Origin of the sequence: Roseomonas gilardii subsp. gilardii (genome assembly GCF_023078375.1) — a bacterium.
GTDB classification, from domain to species: domain Bacteria; phylum Pseudomonadota; class Alphaproteobacteria; order Acetobacterales; family Acetobacteraceae; genus Roseomonas; species Roseomonas gilardii.
The window spans coordinates 1,319,243-1,332,928 of record NZ_CP095554.1; the positions used below are offsets into that span (position 1 = coordinate 1,319,243).

The following is a 13,686-nucleotide window of genomic DNA, read 5'->3' on the forward strand; positions in this document are numbered from 1 at the left end:
AGGGTTGTGAGTCCAGGAAGTCCTGGATGTCGGTCTCGCGGCCTGGCTGCATGGTGTTCTTTCCGGGTTCCTCGAAAGGCTTCCGTTGTTGCACGTCGGGAGTGGCCCGGCCGCATATGCTTTCGGCCCGGAGCCGTATAGCCCCCAGGGGGAGGCACGGCTCCGGACCGTCAGGCCGGCTGCGGGACGGGGATCAGGCGGCGAGCGGCGTCTTGTGCAGGACAGGCATCTCCATCGGCAGGCCGACATAGTTCTCGGCCATCACCGTCTGGGCGGCCTGCGAGCCACGGATATAGTCCAGTTCCGCGATCTGCATGCGCCGCGCGAAGCCGTCCATGTCGGGGAAGCGGTGCGTCAGGCTGGTGAACCACCAGGAGAAGCGCTCCGCCTTCCAGACCCGCGACAGGGCGCGGGCGGAATAGGTCTCCAGCGGTGCGGCCAACCCGTCGCGGTGCTTCGCGATCAGCGCCGCGGCCAGCAGCCCGACATCCGAGGCCGCGAGGTTCAGCCCCTTGGCGCCGGTGGGCGGCACGATATGCGCGGCGTCGCCGGCCAGGAACAGGCGGCCGTAGCGCATCGGCTCGCTCACGAAGGAGCGCAGCGGCGCGATGCTCTTCTCGATCGAGGGGCCGCGCGCCATGGTCCGCGCCGCTTCGTCGCCCAGGCGGATCACCAGCTCGTCCCAGATGCGCTCGTCCGGCCAGTCCTCCAGCTTCTCGTCGAGCGAAACCTGGACGTAGTAGCGGCTGCGCGTCGCCGAGCGCATGCTGGCCAGCGCGAAGCCGCGCTCGTGGTTGGAATAGATCAGCTCGTGGTCGCAGGGCGGCACGTCGGCCAGGATGCCGAGCCAGCCGAAGGGGTAGACGCGCTCGAAATGCGTGCGCAGTGCCTCGGGGATGCTGGCGCGCGACACGCCGTGGAAGCCGTCGCAGCCGGCGACATGGTCGCAGTCGATCCGGTGCTCCTCCCCGCCATGGCGGTAGGTGACATGGGGTGCCTCGCTGTCGAGGCCGTGCAGCGCGACATCGGTGGCCTCGAAGACCAGGGCCGCGCCGCGCGCCACATGCGCCTCGATCAGGTCGTGCGTGACCTCGGTCTGGCCATAGATCGTCACCGCCTTGCCGGTGAGCTGGCGCATGTCCACACGGAAGGTCTCGCCGTCCAGCGCGACGCGGAAGCCGTCATGCACCAGCCCCTCCTGCCGGAGCCGCGCATCGACGCCCGCTTGCGCCAGCAGGTCGACCGTGCCCTGTTCCAGCACGCCGGCCCGGATGCGGCTCTCCACATAGGCGCGGTCCCGCCGCTCCAGCACGATGCAGTCGATCCCGGCGCAGTGCAGGAGCTGGGACAGCAGCAGTCCGGCCGGTCCGGCCCCGATGATCGCGACCTGTGTGCGCTGGCGCATGGATGCCTCCCTGATCCTCAATCTTATAGAAGAGATGGCGCAGGCCGGCGGTGCGGAACAAGGCAATTTTATCGCATTGAATTGGACTTTTCAGGCAAAGCGCCGGAGAAGGCCGCCATGCCTCCAACCGCATCCGCCCCGTCCGGACCGCCCGCCGTCCCCACCTACGACCTTTACGGGGAAGCGCAGCCGCGGCCGGTGCTGGACCCGGTGCATCTGGAAACACTGATGGTCCGGAGCCACCCGCATGATTGGAATATCCGGCCACACCGGCACCGTGCCCTGGGACAGGTCTTCTGGCTCTCGGCGGGCGGTGGCCTGATCCTGCGCGAAGGCCAGGCCCAGGCTTTCGAGGCGCCCTTCCTGATCTACATGCCGCCCGGCGCGGTGCATGGCTTCCGCTTCGCTCCCTGGAGTGCCGGGCATGTGCTGACGCTGACGGATTCCCTGCTGGGCTCGGCGTTGCAACTGATGCCGGAGCCCTGGCCGGTGGGCCCCTTCAGCTTCGGCCTGGCCGGGCATGAGCCTCTGATCGAGGCGCTGAACGGCGCCTTCCAGGCGCTGGAGGCGGAATTCCGCCGCACCGGCCCGGGACGCAACACGGCGATGGCAGGGTGGGTGCTGCTGATCCTGTCGCTGTTGCGGCGCAGCTTCGCGGAAGAGGCGTCCGCCCGCCAGCGGCCCTCGCCGCAATCGGTGCTGGTGGACCGTTTCCGGGCTCATCTGGAAGCGCATTTCGCCGAGCACCTGACCCTGCCGGAACATTGCCGCCGGCTGGGGGTCACACCCAGCACGCTGACCCGCGCCTGCCGTGCCGTGACCGGACAATCGCCTCTGCAACTGATCCAGGAGCGGCTGATGCTGGAGGCGCGCCGCCTGCTGGCCTACACGGCCTTCAGCGTGTCGGAGATCGCCTTCCAGCTCGGCTTCGACCCCGCCTATTTCTCGCGGGCCTTCACCCGGCAGGAGGGAATGTCGCCCGCTGCCTTCCGGCGCCGGGCCTCCTGGAGCGAGCCGGCCGGAGCGGAAGGTTCTTGAGGTGGACAGCAGAATCGTCAATTTATGTGATGATAATCCTCAAAATTTGGCCCATGGAAAAGATAATTAGGATGCTCCATATCCCTGTCACCGGTCGGGCAATAGGGCTCGCCGGGCAGACAGGAACGATACCATGTTCAGGATTTCCAGCCGCCTTGCCGCCGCCGCCCTGGCCCTCTCGCTGGGTGCCTTCGCCCCGCTGGCCCATGCCGAAGTGACCGACTTCTCCAATTCCGGGTCCTCCAGCGTGAACGGCACCCCTTCCTACGAGGCCACCACCCGTGCCATCGCCGGCGCCACGCCGCTCAATGTCAGCAACTCCGGCTCCTCGGCCGTCGGCATCGGCTCGCCCTACGTCGCCGAGCGGGTGATGGTGACGCAGAACAGCGTGGGTGCCTCGCCCACCGACTTCTCGGGCTCGGGCTCCAGCGCGGTGGGCGGCGGCTTCGGCACCGGCCCTCATGTGCCGCAGCACTCCATGCTCGCCAACCGCTAAGGGCGGTGGGCGGAGGGGGCGCGCCACGGGGAAGGACCCCAAGCCCTTCCTGGCGGCCGTATCCCGGGCGGAACACCCACAGCCGGGTTGTCCGCCTGAGACCGGCGGCCGGGGATTCTTCCCCATGGCCATCCCCTTCCTGACAGGGAGGCGTCACCACGCGCAGACAGCATGAACAGGATCGCCCAAGCCGCCAGCCGTTCCGCTGGCGCCCGGGACGCCGAGCCTGATCCGTTTGCCCGGGAGCGCGACCTGGCCTGGGCGCGGCACCGGGGGCAATGCTATCCGACCAGCAGCGCGGTGAACGACTGGGAAGCCTATCACCGGGCGCTGCTGTCGGAGGAGGCGCGGCTGCACGGCTTCGTGGAGTGGAACTCGCCACGGCTGCGCGAAAGGCTCTCGGCGGAGCAGAACCACCGCTGCTGCCATTGCGGCAAGCGGATGTATGCGGATGCGCCGGACCCGGACGACCGGCCGAGCTTCGAGCACATCCTGCCGCGCAAGCAGGGCGGCGGGAACCGTCCCTGCAACCTCGCCGTCGCCTGCCGCCGCTGCAACGTGGACCGGGCGGACAGGCTCGGCTGGTGCCGCGGCAAAAGGCCGCGTTGAACCTTGCGGGAGAGGCGTTCAGGCCTCTCCCGCTTCCGTTGGGCGGCACCTTTTCCATGGGAGGGGAGGCGGCCCGTCGCCGAAGCGCTACGACTCTCCGCGGGTTGCCGCGCCCGCCCATGACGGCGAAGTCAGGGGGGCTGGCGCCAGGCTTTCGGCCAGATCGGCCACTTGCCGCCGGATCTCTGCCACGGCGGTGATTTCCCAGAGGCCGCCCGGGGCACAGGGGCCGATGGCATGGAGGCCGGGTACGGCCCGGCCGTCCCGGTCCAGGACGGCGGCGCTGCCGGGCGCCGTATCGAGGCCCAGTTCCAGCGGATCGAGCCGCGCCAGCCCCGCCGCGAGGAGTTCCGCCGTCGCCGGGTGCCGGAGCCAGTGGCGCCCCCGGCGGGGCCGGTGCAGAGCAGCAGCCGCGTCACGGACAGGACCTCGCGCCGGCCGTCCCGGTGGCGCAGCATCGCGCGGAGCCTGCCATCCGGTGTGGTGGTGCAACCGCGCAGCCGGGCGGCATGGACCGTCACCTGACCGCTCTCCACCATCTCTCGCAGGATGGTGGAGATCTCCGGCGCGATGCGGTGCCGGTGCAGGTTCCAGGCGGTGCGGGCATGGCGCAGGAAGCGCTGCCGCTCCATCATGTCCAGGCCCTGCCACAACGCCTGGACCCGCGGGCGGACGGCATCCATCACCGCCTGCCAGGGCCAGCCCTCGGCCCGGGCCCGCGCGGCCTCCCGCCGCAGCCAGCGCGACAGGCCCCGCACGGTCGGGGGATTCGGCGGCTCCGCCAGATCCCAGATGGTGCCGGGCGGTGCGGCGCTGTGGGGCAGAGGTAGCCAGCCATGGCGCGAGACCACATGCACCGCGCCGCGATGCCCCTGCGCGCGCAGGGCCAGCAGGTGATCCGCCATGGTCAGGCCACTGCCCAACAGCAGCACCGCGCCATCCGGCGGCAGGTCGCGTAGTTCGGACAGGCCCTGGCAGGCCCCCTCGACCGGTGCGGCGGGCGGGTTGCCGAGAGCGAGCACGCAGGCATGGGCCTGGCAGGCCATCGCCCCGGCCTCGATGTGCCAGAGCCCTTCCGCGCCGCGCCGGATCGCGGTGACGGCCCATGGCACATGGGTGAGTTCCGCCCCCGTGCCGCGCTGTGCCTCCCCCAGCAGCGAGAGCATGTAGCGCCCGTAGAGCTGGCGCGGCACGAAGCGGCGCGCCACCGGCTTGTCGCGGGCCTCCGCCGGACAGAAGGCATCCGGCGGCTGCGGCAGCAGCCAGCGGGCGAAATGGTCGGGCTCCCCGGCCAGGGCACTCATGCCCCCGGCCGGAGCATTGAGGACATGCCAGCGCCCCGCTTCCTCATAGGCCGGGCCCCGGCCGGGCTCGGAACGCGGCTCGAAGAGCAGGACCCGCCGCCCGGCCGGGAGCCTCGCGCGCAGGAGAATGGCCAGCAGGGTCCCGGTGAAGCCCCCGCCGACGATGGCAATATCGACCGGCTGATCCATGAGCGCAGCCTAGCGGAGCCGGTCAGGGCCGGGCAAACAAACCATTCTCTGTTCCGACCCAGAAAAGGATGCATCTTTTGCGCAAAGGCGAGAATAGGGATGAAAATTCCCCATTCTCATAACGGGGCCTAAACGGCGAGGTAGCGGCGCCGCGCCGCCTCGTCCGCCGCCAGCGCCTCCGGCGTCCCGCTCCAGACGGCGCGGCCCTTCTCGAGCACCACCGCGCGGTCCGCCACGCCCCGGGCGAAATGCGGGCTCTGCTCGGCCAGCAGGATGGTCAGCCCCTCGGCCTTCAGCCGCAGCACCGCCTGCGCCATCTGTTCCACGATCACCGGCGCCAGGCCCTCGCCCGGCTCGTCCAGCAGCAGCAGGCGCGGATTGCCCATCAGGGTGCGCGCGATGGCCAGCATCTGCTGCTCTCCCCCGCTCATCCGTCCTCCCGGCCGGTCGCGCATGTGGCCGAGATTGGGGAAGAGCGTGAAGAGCCGTTCCGGCGTCCAGGGCGGCAGCCCCTCGCGTGGCGCCTGCCGGCCGACCTCCAGATTCTCCATCACGGTGAGATCGGTGAAGATCCGCCGCTCCTCCGGCACATAGCCGAGGCCGGCGCGGGCGATGCGGTGCGGCTCCCAGCCCGTGATCTCCCGCCCGGCGAAGCGGATGCCGCCGCCCTCGGCCCGCAGCAGCCCCATGATGGTCTTGAGCGTGGTGCTCTTGCCCGCGCCGTTGCGGCCCAGCAGCATCACCAACTCGCCCGCCCCGACCTGGAGGGAGAGTCCCCGCAGGATGCGGGCGCGGCCATAGCCGCCGATCAGATCCACCAGTTCCAGCATCAGCCGGCCACCCCGCCACCGGTTCCCAGATAGATTTCCCGCACCGCCGGATCGGCGCGGATGGAGGCTGCGTCCCCTTCCGCGATCAGCCTGCCATGGTCCAGCACCAGGATGCGGTCGGACACACCGAAGACCACGTCCATGTCATGCTCGGTGAAGAGCACGGCGATGCCCCCTTCCGTGGCGATCCGCCGCACCAGCCGCATCAGCGCCTCGCGCTCCGCCGGGGCCATGCCGGCGGTGGGCTCGTCCATCAGCAGCAGGCGCGGCTTTCCGGCCAGGGCGACGGCCAGCTCCAGCCGTTTCAGGTCGCCATAGGCCAGTACCCCGGCTGCGCGCTCCGCCTGTTCCGCTAGCCCGACCTGTTCCAGCAGTGCCCCGGCTTCCGCCCGGTGGCGACCGGCCAGGGGGCGCCAGAAGCGCCAGATCTCCCCCTCCCGTGCCAGGAGGGCGAGCTGCACATTCTCCCGCAGTGTCATGGAGCCGAAGGTGGCGGTGACCTGGAAGGTCCGCCCCACCCCCGCCGCGCGACGGCGCGGGGCGAGAGGCCGGTGATGTCCCGCCCTTCCAGGATCAAGCACCCGGTATCCGGCCGCAACTGCCCGCCCACCATGTTGAAGCAGGTGGACTTCCCGGCCCCGTTCGGCCCGATCAGCGCCAGCATCTCCCCCGCTTCCAGCGCGAAGGAGACGTCCGAGACCGCCGCCACCCCGCCGAAGGATTTCCGCAGGCCCTGCGCCACGAGCAGGCTCATGCGCCGGTCCGGTGTTGTGTGTGTGGTTGGCCCCGGGGGCGGCTCCGCCTGCCCCCGGACCCTGCCCTGAGTGGGCGCCGGGTGGCACCGCCGGCCTCCGGCCCGATCCGGCAGGGCAGGCGGGGCGGAGGGGCTCCCGAAGAAGAAACATGGTGTCCGCATGGGCCGCCCGGGCAGTCGCCGGAGAGCCATGATCTCCAGTGCGATCCGGCCGACAGCAAAGAACCAGCAAACCGGGGCCAGGGCCCCCAATGGGAGCTTGAGGGGCCCGGCGGATCAGGAGGTACGGGGGGTCGACGCACTGCGTCGACGGCGGAGCCTTTCCCCCGGTGTGCGACGGCACCGCTCACGCTTCCCGCCCCCGCAGCCAGAGGCGCCGCGCCGCGCCGGCGATGCCTTCGGGGAAGGCCACCACGACCAGCAGGATCACGGCCCCCAGCACGAGGCGCCAGAGATCGGTGCTGCGGACCAGGAGATCGGCGAGGCCGGTATAGGCGAGGGCGCCGACCACCGGGCCACTCATCGTCTGGAGCCCGCCCAGCAGCACCATCAGCAGGGCCTCCACCGAATGCGGGATGGCGATATAGGTCGGGAAGACGCCGCCCTTGGCATAGGTGAAGATCGCCCCGGCCAGGCCCGCCGCCGCCCCGGCCAGGGCCAGGGCCAGGATGCGCAGCCGCGCCACGTCGAGCCCGATCGCCTCCGCCCGCAGCGCCGAATCCCGGCCCGCGCGCAGCGCGTAGCCATAGGGGGCGTAGAGCATCCGGCGCAGCAGCAGCACCGTCCCCACGCCCAGCGCCAGCGCCAGGAGGTAGAAGGCGCGCGGGTCGCGCGCCCAGCCCTCCGGCCAGATTCCGAGCAGCCCGTTGTCGCCGCCGGTCACCCCGACCCACTGGAAGGCGATGGCCCAGGTGATCTGCGCGAAGGCCAGGGTGAGCATCGCGAGATAGATGCCCGAGAGCCGCACCACGAACCAGCCGAAGGCCGCCGCCACCAGCCCGGCGGCGAGCGGCGCGGCCAGGAGCGCCAGCGGCATGGGGGCGGACAGGGTCTGGGCCAGCAGCCCGGCGGCATAGGCGCCGATGCCGAACCAGGCGGCATGGCCGAAGCTGGCCAGCCCCCCCGGACCCATCATGAAGTGCAGGCTGGCCGCGAAGACCAGCGCCACGCAGGCCTCGGTCAGCACGCTGAGCGCGTAGTCACCGAGCCAGACGGGCGCGGAGGCGGCCAGCAGCAGTGCCACGAGGCCCAGCGCGCGCAGGGCGGGCGGGGCGGGGCGGATCACCGGCGCTGCGGCCACCGCCTCCCGCGTCTCGGCCTGCGGGCGGCCCAGGAGGCCGTTCGGGCGCAGCACCAGCACCACCGCCATCACCAGGAAGACCAGCACCAGCGTGCTCTGCGGCAGCAGCGCCACGCCGAAGGCCTGGAGCACGCCGATCAGCAGGCTGGCCAGGAAGGCGCCCCCCAGGCTGCCCAGCCCGCCCACCACCACGACCACGAAGGCCTCGGTGATCACCGACAGGTCGATCTGCAGGTTGGCCGAGGCATTGGGCAGGGACAGCACGCCGCCCAGCCCCGCCAGCCCGGCGCCGAGGGCGAAGACCGAGGTGAAGAGCAGGCGCTGGTTCACGCCCAGCGCCGCCGCCATCTCGCGGTCCAGCGTCGCGGCGCGCAGCAGCGTGCCCCAGCGCGTCCGGTGCAGTAGCAGCCAGAGCAGGCCCAGCACCACCGGCCCGGCGCCGATCAGCAGCAGGTCGTAGAAGGGGAAGCGGCTGCCGGCGATCTCCACGAAGCCGCGCATCCAGCGCGGGCGGGGCAGGGAAAGCTCCGCCGGCCCCCAGAGCCGGAGCGTGACATCCTGCAGGATCAGCACCACGCCGAAGGTGGCCAGGAGCTGGAACAGTTCAGGCGCGCGGTACACCCGCCGCATCACCGCCAGTTCCAGCACCATGCCGATCAGCGCCGTGGCGAGCATGGTGAGCAGCACGCCGAGCACGAACCATTCCGGATCGCGAGGCAGGCGCGTCAGGATGCTCCAGCCGATATAGGCGCCGAGCATGGTCAGGCTGCCATGCGAGAAGTTCACGATCCGCGTGACGCCGAAGAGGATCGTCAGGCCGGAGGCCACCAGGAAGAGCGAGGAGGCGCCGGCCAGCCCCGTGAGCAGGGTGGGCAGGAAGGTTTCGGTCACGGGCCGTGCGCGCCTTTCCCGGGTGCTCCGGAGGCGGCCGATCCTCCAGAATTCTCCGGCAGGTCATGGGTGATTGCCATGCCCGCGTCGATAGCGGATCGCTTCCGCAGCGTCGCCGGGGAATCTGCCGCGAATCCGTCGGGATGCAGCGGCAAGGGTATGGCATTCATGCCGGGCGCGGAAAGGTCCGGCTGTTCCCTCCTGTTCAGGATCCGGTGGCGAGACGCGTTGGCTCCTCGGCGCGGTAGCCGAGCCGGGCGGAAATGGCCTCCGCATGCGCGATCACGGTGGCGGCCAGTTCGGGCACCCTGGCCTGCGTGACGCGCCGAGCCGGGCCGCTGGCGCTGATCGCGGCGAGGACCCGGCCGGCCATGTTGCGGATCGGCGCGCCGACGCAACGCAGATCGGGCTCGTGCTCGCCATCGTCGATGGAATAGCCACGCATCCGGATGGCCTGGAGCTCCTGCCGCAGCGCGGTGCCATCCACGATCGTGCGGTTGGTGAAGGGCGGCAGGCCGAGGCGGATGATCCGGTCGATCACGGCATCGGGCTGGAAGGCCAGGGCCGCCTTGCCGACGCCGGTGCTGTGGCAGGGCGTCGCCTCCATCCGCGTGACCGTGTTGTTCGGCCGCCCGTCACCACGTTCCAAACGCTCGATGAAGACCATCTGCATGCCGTCGAAGACACAGAGATGCACATCCTCGCCGCTCAGCCTCGCCAGGGCATCCACATAGGGTCGGGCTTCGCGGAACAGAGGGAGATTGGCCAGGGCGGTGTTGCCCAGTTCGAAAAGCTTGAAGCCGAGCCGGTAGCGCTCGCGGCTCGCCTCCTGCTCCAGGAAGCCGAGGGCGCGCAGGCTGTCCACGATCCGGTGCACGGTGGTGCGCGGCAGCCCTGTGCGCCGCGCGATCTCCAGCACGGAGAGTTCCCGGTCGATGAGCGAGAAGCACTCCAGCACATCAAGCATCTTGGACATCGACTTCAGGTTCTGCCGGCCGCTCTCCTGCTCCGGTGCCAGGTCCTGCACTCGTCTCGTCGTCTTCAGCATCGGGCCCTTTGTCTGGACGTTGCGCGAAAGGGCCCCGGACGGACCGGGGCCCCTTGGCATGGGAAACGGTACCGCGTGGCTTTCTACTCCAGGCGGATGTTGGCCTTCTGGATCACCTCGGTCCAGCTTTTCGTTTCCGACTCCATGTTGGCCCGGACCACTTCCGGCGGATTGTAGGTCGGCACGAAGCCGCGCTCGGCATAGAGCTTCTGCAGATCCGGCCTGCTCAGCGCCTCGCGCAGCGCGGCGCTCAGCTTCGCCACGATCGCGGGATCGGTGCGCGCCGGAACCATCAGCGCCTGCCAACTGTTCACCTCGGCGCCCGGGACGCCGGCCTCCGCGGCCGTCGGCACGTCCGGCAGTGCGGCGAAACGCTGCGGCATGGCCACGGCGAGGAGGCGGATGCTGCCCGTGCCCTGATGCGACTGCACGAGGCCCAGCGTGTCGAACATCAGCTGGATGCGCCCCGCGATCAGGTCGGTGAGCGCCGGGGCGGAGCCGCGATAGGGAACATGGATCAGGTTGACGCCCGAGCGGATGGCGAAAAGCTCGCCCACCAGATGCGTGACGCCGCCCGCGCCACCGGAGGCGAAGCTGACCTCGCCCTGGCGGGCCTTCGCGTAGTCCACGAATTCCTTCAGGTTCTTCACCGGCAGGCTGGCCGGGACGATGTAGAGGAGCGGATCGGTGGTGACCTGTCCGACCGGCGCCAGGTCGCGCTGTGGTTTGAAGCGCGTGTTGGTGTAGAGGATGGGGTTGGTGACCAGCACGCCGGAATTGGCATGCAGCAGCGTGTAGCCATCCGGCGCCGACTCCGCGACATGCTCCATGCCGATATTGCCGGCGGCGCCTGCCCGGTTGTCCACCACCACCGGCTGGCCCAGGATGCCGCTCAGCACCTGTGCCAGGGGGCGGGAAACGGTGTCGATGCCGCCGCCGGCGCCGAAGGGCACCACGATGCGGATCGGCCGGTTGGGGAAGGAGGTGGCCGCGTTGCCGTTCTGCGCCCTGGCATCCGGCGATGCGAGGAGCGCCGCGGCGGCAAGGGCGAGGCCTGCGAGCGCGCGACGCCCCGTGAGGGCGGGTTTCCCGTTCCGGGCATGGCGGCGGGGAGCCTGTCCGCCCTTTGCTTCCTGGACCATTCTTCGTTTCCTCCGTCCGCTCCGGGACGGCCGCGCGCCGTTCCGGGCGGCGGAGAGGCCGGGCGGACCTTGTTTTTGCGTAAGATCTTCCCCGATGGCGCGGAAGGGCGCCATCGGGCATGGCGAGCCGGCGTTACTCGGCGGCGATGCGGACGCCCTGGCCTTCCATCTCCAGCACATGGCGCAGCGCCGGGGCGATGGCGGCCTTCTGCGCCTCGGAGGCAACCGGCATGGGCGCGCGCGGCAGGCCGACGGGACAGCCCTGCAGTTCCAGCGCATACTTGACGCAGGCGGGCAGGTTGTCGCCGACGATGGTGTTCCAGAAGCGCAGCATGCGTGTGTGGATTTCCATCGCCGTGGCATGGTCGCCGCGCTGCACGGCATCCCAGAGCGCCACGCAGACGCCCGGCACGGCGGCGGGATTGGCCGCGATGGTGCCCGGCGAGCCCAGCGCGAAGGAGGGGTAGAGCAGGGCATCCACCGCGGAGAAGACGAGCTTGCCCTCGGGAACATCCAGCAGCAAGTCGGCCATCAGCTTCATGTCGCCCTGGCTCTGCTTCACGCCGATCACGCCCGGGATCTCGCGCATGATGCGGATCAGTTGCGCCGGGCTCAGGTAGTTCCAGGGAATGACATTGTAGATGATGACTGGCTGCTTCACCGATTCCGCGAGCGTCCTGAAGTGCTGATAGGTTGCTTCCTCGCTCGGCTTGAACAGGTAGTGCACCGGCGTGATCTGGAGTGCGTCGACGTTCAGGTCGTCGATGTCGCGGGCGCGCAGGATGGCCTCGCGCGTGCTGTTGGCGATGATGCCAGCCACCACCGGGACCTTGCCACCGACTTCCTCGACGGTCGCAGCCATCAACTGCCGGAACTCGTCCCGTGTCAGCGTGTGCCCTTCGCCGGTGCTGCCGCCGACGCAGATGCCATGCACGCCCTTGTCCAGGAAAAAGCGGACCTGCGCGCGGAAGGCTTTCTCGTCGATCTCACCCTCCGCGTTGAAGGGCGTGGTCATTGGCGGGATGATCCCGTGAAGCTTGCCGGTCATGTTTCCTCCAATCGGTTGTTGTCCGATATACGGACATTATTTTTGCGGAAGGATGACGGTCAAGTCATTTTTGGTGGGCCTGCCCAGAAATTTTTCGTGAAAGAAGTGGGCTACGGATGGGTGCGGTGCGCCGGGCAGACTTGATCCCAGCAGGCAGTTACTTGATGATGTCTGCATAATGGACAAACAGAGAGGTCGGAGACGATGCTGCTGAACCTTGCCCCGGCGGCGGCAGGCGTCGCCCTCATCCTTCCCGCCCTGCAGGCTGCATTGCGGAAGCCGGTGCTGACCAGCGCCGCCGCCCGCGCGCATTACGGCCATGGCGAGGCCCTGCCCGACGATGTCCCGCCCGATGCGGTGGTGCGCCCGCGCGACAACGCGGAGGTCGCCGCCGTGGCACGCCTTTGCCACGAGGCGCGGGTGCCGCTGATCCCCTTCGGGGCCGGGACCTCGGTGGAGGGGCAGGTGGTCGCGATCCATGGCGGCGTGACCATGGACCTGTCGCTGATGGACACGATCCTCGACGTCTCCCCCGCCGCGCTGGACTGCCGCGTGCAGGCGGGCGTGCGGCGGCTGCAACTCAACGAGGCGCTGCGTGGCGACGGGCTGTTCTTCCCGGTCGATCCCGGGGCCGATGCCACGCTGGGCGGCATGGCGGCCACCCGCGCCTCCGGCACCGGCGCGGTGCGCTACGGCACGATGCGGGAGAATGTGCTCGGCCTGACGGTGGTGACGGCGGATGGCCGCATCCTGCGCACTGGCACCCGGGCGCGGAAATCGGCCAGCGGCTACGACCTGACGCGGCTCTTCCTCGGCAGCGAGGGCACGCTGGGCATCATCACCGAAGTGCAGCTCCGCCTTCAGGGGCTGCCCGAGGCGGTCTCCGCCGCCACCTGCCAGTTCCCTTCCGTCGAGGCGGCGCTGGAGGTCGCGGTGGGGGTGCTGCAATCCGGCATCCCGGTGGCGCGGATGGAATTCGCCAACGCGCCGCAGATGCGCTGCTGCATCGCCTTCTCCCGCCTGGAGGGGCTGGAGGCGCTGCCGACCCTGTTCCTCGAATTCCATGGCAGCCCCGCCGCGGTGGAGGAACAGGCGCTGGCGGTGGAGGCCCTGGCGGCGGAGGCCGGGGTGGCGGCTTCGCCTGGGCGCGGCGGCCGGAGGATCGTTCCCGGCTCTGGAAAGCCCGGCACGACGCCCTGCCGGCCAACCTGGCCCATGGCCGGGGCCGTGCCCTGATGGGCACGGATGCCTGCGTGCCCATCTCCGCGCTCGCCGACTGCATCCTGGAGACGGAGGCGGATATCGCGGCAACGGGGCTGGAGGCGCCGCTGATCGGCCATGTCGGCGATGGCAACTTCCACCTGGGCATCCTCTTCGACGCCGCCCTGCCGGGGGAGCGCGAGCGCGCCGAGGCCCTGGCGCACCGCACCGGGGAGCGTGCCATCCGGCTGGGCGGCACCTGTTCCGGCGAGCACGGGATCGGGCTGCACAAGCTGGACCTGATGGCCCTGGAGCATGGTGGGGCGCTGGACCTGATGTGGGCCGTCAAGCGGGCCTTCGATCCGCACGGGATCATGAACCCCGGCAAGCTGCTGCCGCCGCGTGACAGCGACTGAGCAGAGAGACGAGGGA

The 13,686-nt window shown here is 70.2% G+C and carries 12 protein-coding genes and 1 pseudogene; 4 read left to right on the forward strand and 9 right to left on the reverse strand.

Annotated elements, in window-relative coordinates; all coding sequences use genetic code 11:
• Positions 1–193: 193 nt before the first annotated feature.
• A complete protein-coding gene (gene pobA / locus MVG78_RS05980; protein WP_247559061.1) occupies positions 194–1,405 on the reverse strand; it encodes a 4-hydroxybenzoate 3-monooxygenase in 1,212 nt (403 codons plus the stop codon).
• 117 nt (positions 1,406–1,522) lie between these two features.
• Here pobA and MVG78_RS05985 point away from each other — a divergent pair, with 117 nt between their 5' ends.
• From MVG78_RS05985 to MVG78_RS05995, 3 genes are all read left to right on the forward strand, one after another.
• Positions 1,523–2,443 (forward strand): helix-turn-helix domain-containing protein, encoded by a 921-nt coding sequence (locus MVG78_RS05985; RefSeq protein WP_247559063.1) that lies wholly within the window; start codon positions 1,523–1,525, stop codon positions 2,441–2,443.
• A 133-nt stretch (positions 2,444–2,576) separates the two neighbouring features.
• Positions 2,577–2,939 carry a hypothetical protein gene (locus MVG78_RS05990; RefSeq protein WP_247559065.1) on the forward strand — a complete coding sequence of 121 codons (363 nt, stop codon included), beginning with the start codon at positions 2,577–2,579 and terminating at the stop codon, positions 2,937–2,939.
• A gap of 171 nt (positions 2,940–3,110) precedes the next feature.
• On the forward strand, positions 3,111–3,548 hold the full coding sequence (locus tag MVG78_RS05995) for an HNH endonuclease (RefSeq protein ID WP_247559067.1): 438 nt from the start codon (positions 3,111–3,113) through the stop codon (positions 3,546–3,548).
• 131 nt (positions 3,549–3,679) lie between these two features.
• Here the strand turns inward: MVG78_RS05995 and MVG78_RS06000 are convergent, their stop codons facing one another.
• The 8 genes from MVG78_RS06000 to MVG78_RS06030 all read right to left on the reverse strand — a co-directional run bounded on the left by MVG78_RS06000 (position 3,680) and on the right by MVG78_RS06030 (position 12,054).
• Positions 3,680–5,041, reverse strand: a complete 1,362-nt coding sequence (locus MVG78_RS06000) for an FAD/NAD(P)-binding protein (protein WP_247559069.1) — start codon at positions 5,039–5,041, stop codon at positions 3,680–3,682.
• Positions 5,042–5,169: 128 nt separating this feature from the next.
• Positions 5,170–5,871: an ABC transporter ATP-binding protein gene (locus MVG78_RS06005; RefSeq protein WP_247559071.1), complete on the reverse strand. Its 702-nt coding sequence runs from the start codon at positions 5,869–5,871 to the stop codon at positions 5,170–5,172.
• Positions 5,871–6,389, reverse strand: a complete 519-nt coding sequence (locus MVG78_RS06010; protein WP_428480759.1) for an ABC transporter ATP-binding protein — start codon at positions 6,387–6,389, stop codon at positions 5,871–5,873. The genes MVG78_RS06005 and MVG78_RS06010 overlap by 1 nt, the downstream gene beginning before the upstream one ends.
• Positions 6,347–6,625, reverse strand: coding sequence for an ATP-binding cassette domain-containing protein (locus MVG78_RS21945; RefSeq protein ID WP_428480760.1), 279 nt, complete (start codon positions 6,623–6,625; stop codon positions 6,347–6,349). The genes MVG78_RS06010 and MVG78_RS21945 overlap by 43 nt, the downstream gene beginning before the upstream one ends.
• Positions 6,626–6,971: 346 nt before the next feature.
• Positions 6,972–8,816 carry an ABC transporter permease gene (locus tag MVG78_RS06015; protein ID WP_247559073.1) on the reverse strand — a complete coding sequence of 615 codons (1,845 nt, stop codon included), beginning with the start codon at positions 8,814–8,816 and terminating at the stop codon, positions 6,972–6,974.
• Between the two features lie 205 nt (positions 8,817–9,021).
• Positions 9,022–9,864, reverse strand: coding sequence for an IclR family transcriptional regulator (locus MVG78_RS06020; protein WP_247559075.1), 843 nt, complete (start codon positions 9,862–9,864; stop codon positions 9,022–9,024).
• Between the two features lie 83 nt (positions 9,865–9,947).
• The gene (locus tag MVG78_RS06025; protein ID WP_247559076.1) at positions 9,948–11,006 is read right to left on the reverse strand and encodes a Bug family tripartite tricarboxylate transporter substrate binding protein; all 1,059 of its coding nucleotides are present in this window, start codon (positions 11,004–11,006) and stop codon (positions 9,948–9,950) included.
• 133 nt (positions 11,007–11,139) lie between these two features.
• Positions 11,140–12,054 (reverse strand): dihydrodipicolinate synthase family protein, encoded by a 915-nt coding sequence (locus MVG78_RS06030; RefSeq protein ID WP_247559078.1) that lies wholly within the window; start codon positions 12,052–12,054, stop codon positions 11,140–11,142.
• A 204-nt stretch (positions 12,055–12,258) separates the two neighbouring features.
• Between MVG78_RS06030 and MVG78_RS06035 the strand changes: the two are divergent.
• Positions 12,259–13,670, forward strand: a pseudogene (locus tag MVG78_RS06035) (FAD-binding oxidoreductase).
• Positions 13,671–13,686: the final 16 nt, after the last annotated feature.

What these genes read in the sequence shown, in the direction of transcription:
- pobA (WP_247559061.1), bottom strand. Translation starts at nt 1,405, where the DNA reads ATGCGCCAGCGCACACAGGTCGCGATCATCGGGGCCGGACCGGCCGGA.
- MVG78_RS05985 (WP_247559063.1), top strand. Translation starts at nt 1,523, where the DNA reads ATGCCTCCAACCGCATCCGCCCCGTCCGGACCGCCCGCCGTCCCCACC.
- MVG78_RS05990 (WP_247559065.1), top strand. Translation starts at nt 2,577, where the DNA reads ATGTTCAGGATTTCCAGCCGCCTTGCCGCCGCCGCCCTGGCCCTCTCG.
- MVG78_RS05995 (WP_247559067.1), top strand. Translation starts at nt 3,111, where the DNA reads ATGAACAGGATCGCCCAAGCCGCCAGCCGTTCCGCTGGCGCCCGGGAC.
- MVG78_RS06000 (WP_247559069.1), bottom strand. Translation starts at nt 5,041, where the DNA reads ATGGATCAGCCGGTCGATATTGCCATCGTCGGCGGGGGCTTCACCGGG.
- MVG78_RS06005 (WP_247559071.1), bottom strand. Translation starts at nt 5,871, where the DNA reads ATGCTGGAACTGGTGGATCTGATCGGCGGCTATGGCCGCGCCCGCATC.
- MVG78_RS21945 (WP_428480760.1), bottom strand. Translation starts at nt 6,625, where the DNA reads ATGAGCCTGCTCGTGGCGCAGGGCCTGCGGAAATCCTTCGGCGGGGTG.
- MVG78_RS06020 (WP_247559075.1), bottom strand. Translation starts at nt 9,864, where the DNA reads ATGCTGAAGACGACGAGACGAGTGCAGGACCTGGCACCGGAGCAGGAG.
- MVG78_RS06025 (WP_247559076.1), bottom strand. Translation starts at nt 11,006, where the DNA reads ATGGTCCAGGAAGCAAAGGGCGGACAGGCTCCCCGCCGCCATGCCCGG.
- MVG78_RS06030 (WP_247559078.1), bottom strand. Translation starts at nt 12,054, where the DNA reads ATGACCGGCAAGCTTCACGGGATCATCCCGCCAATGACCACGCCCTTC.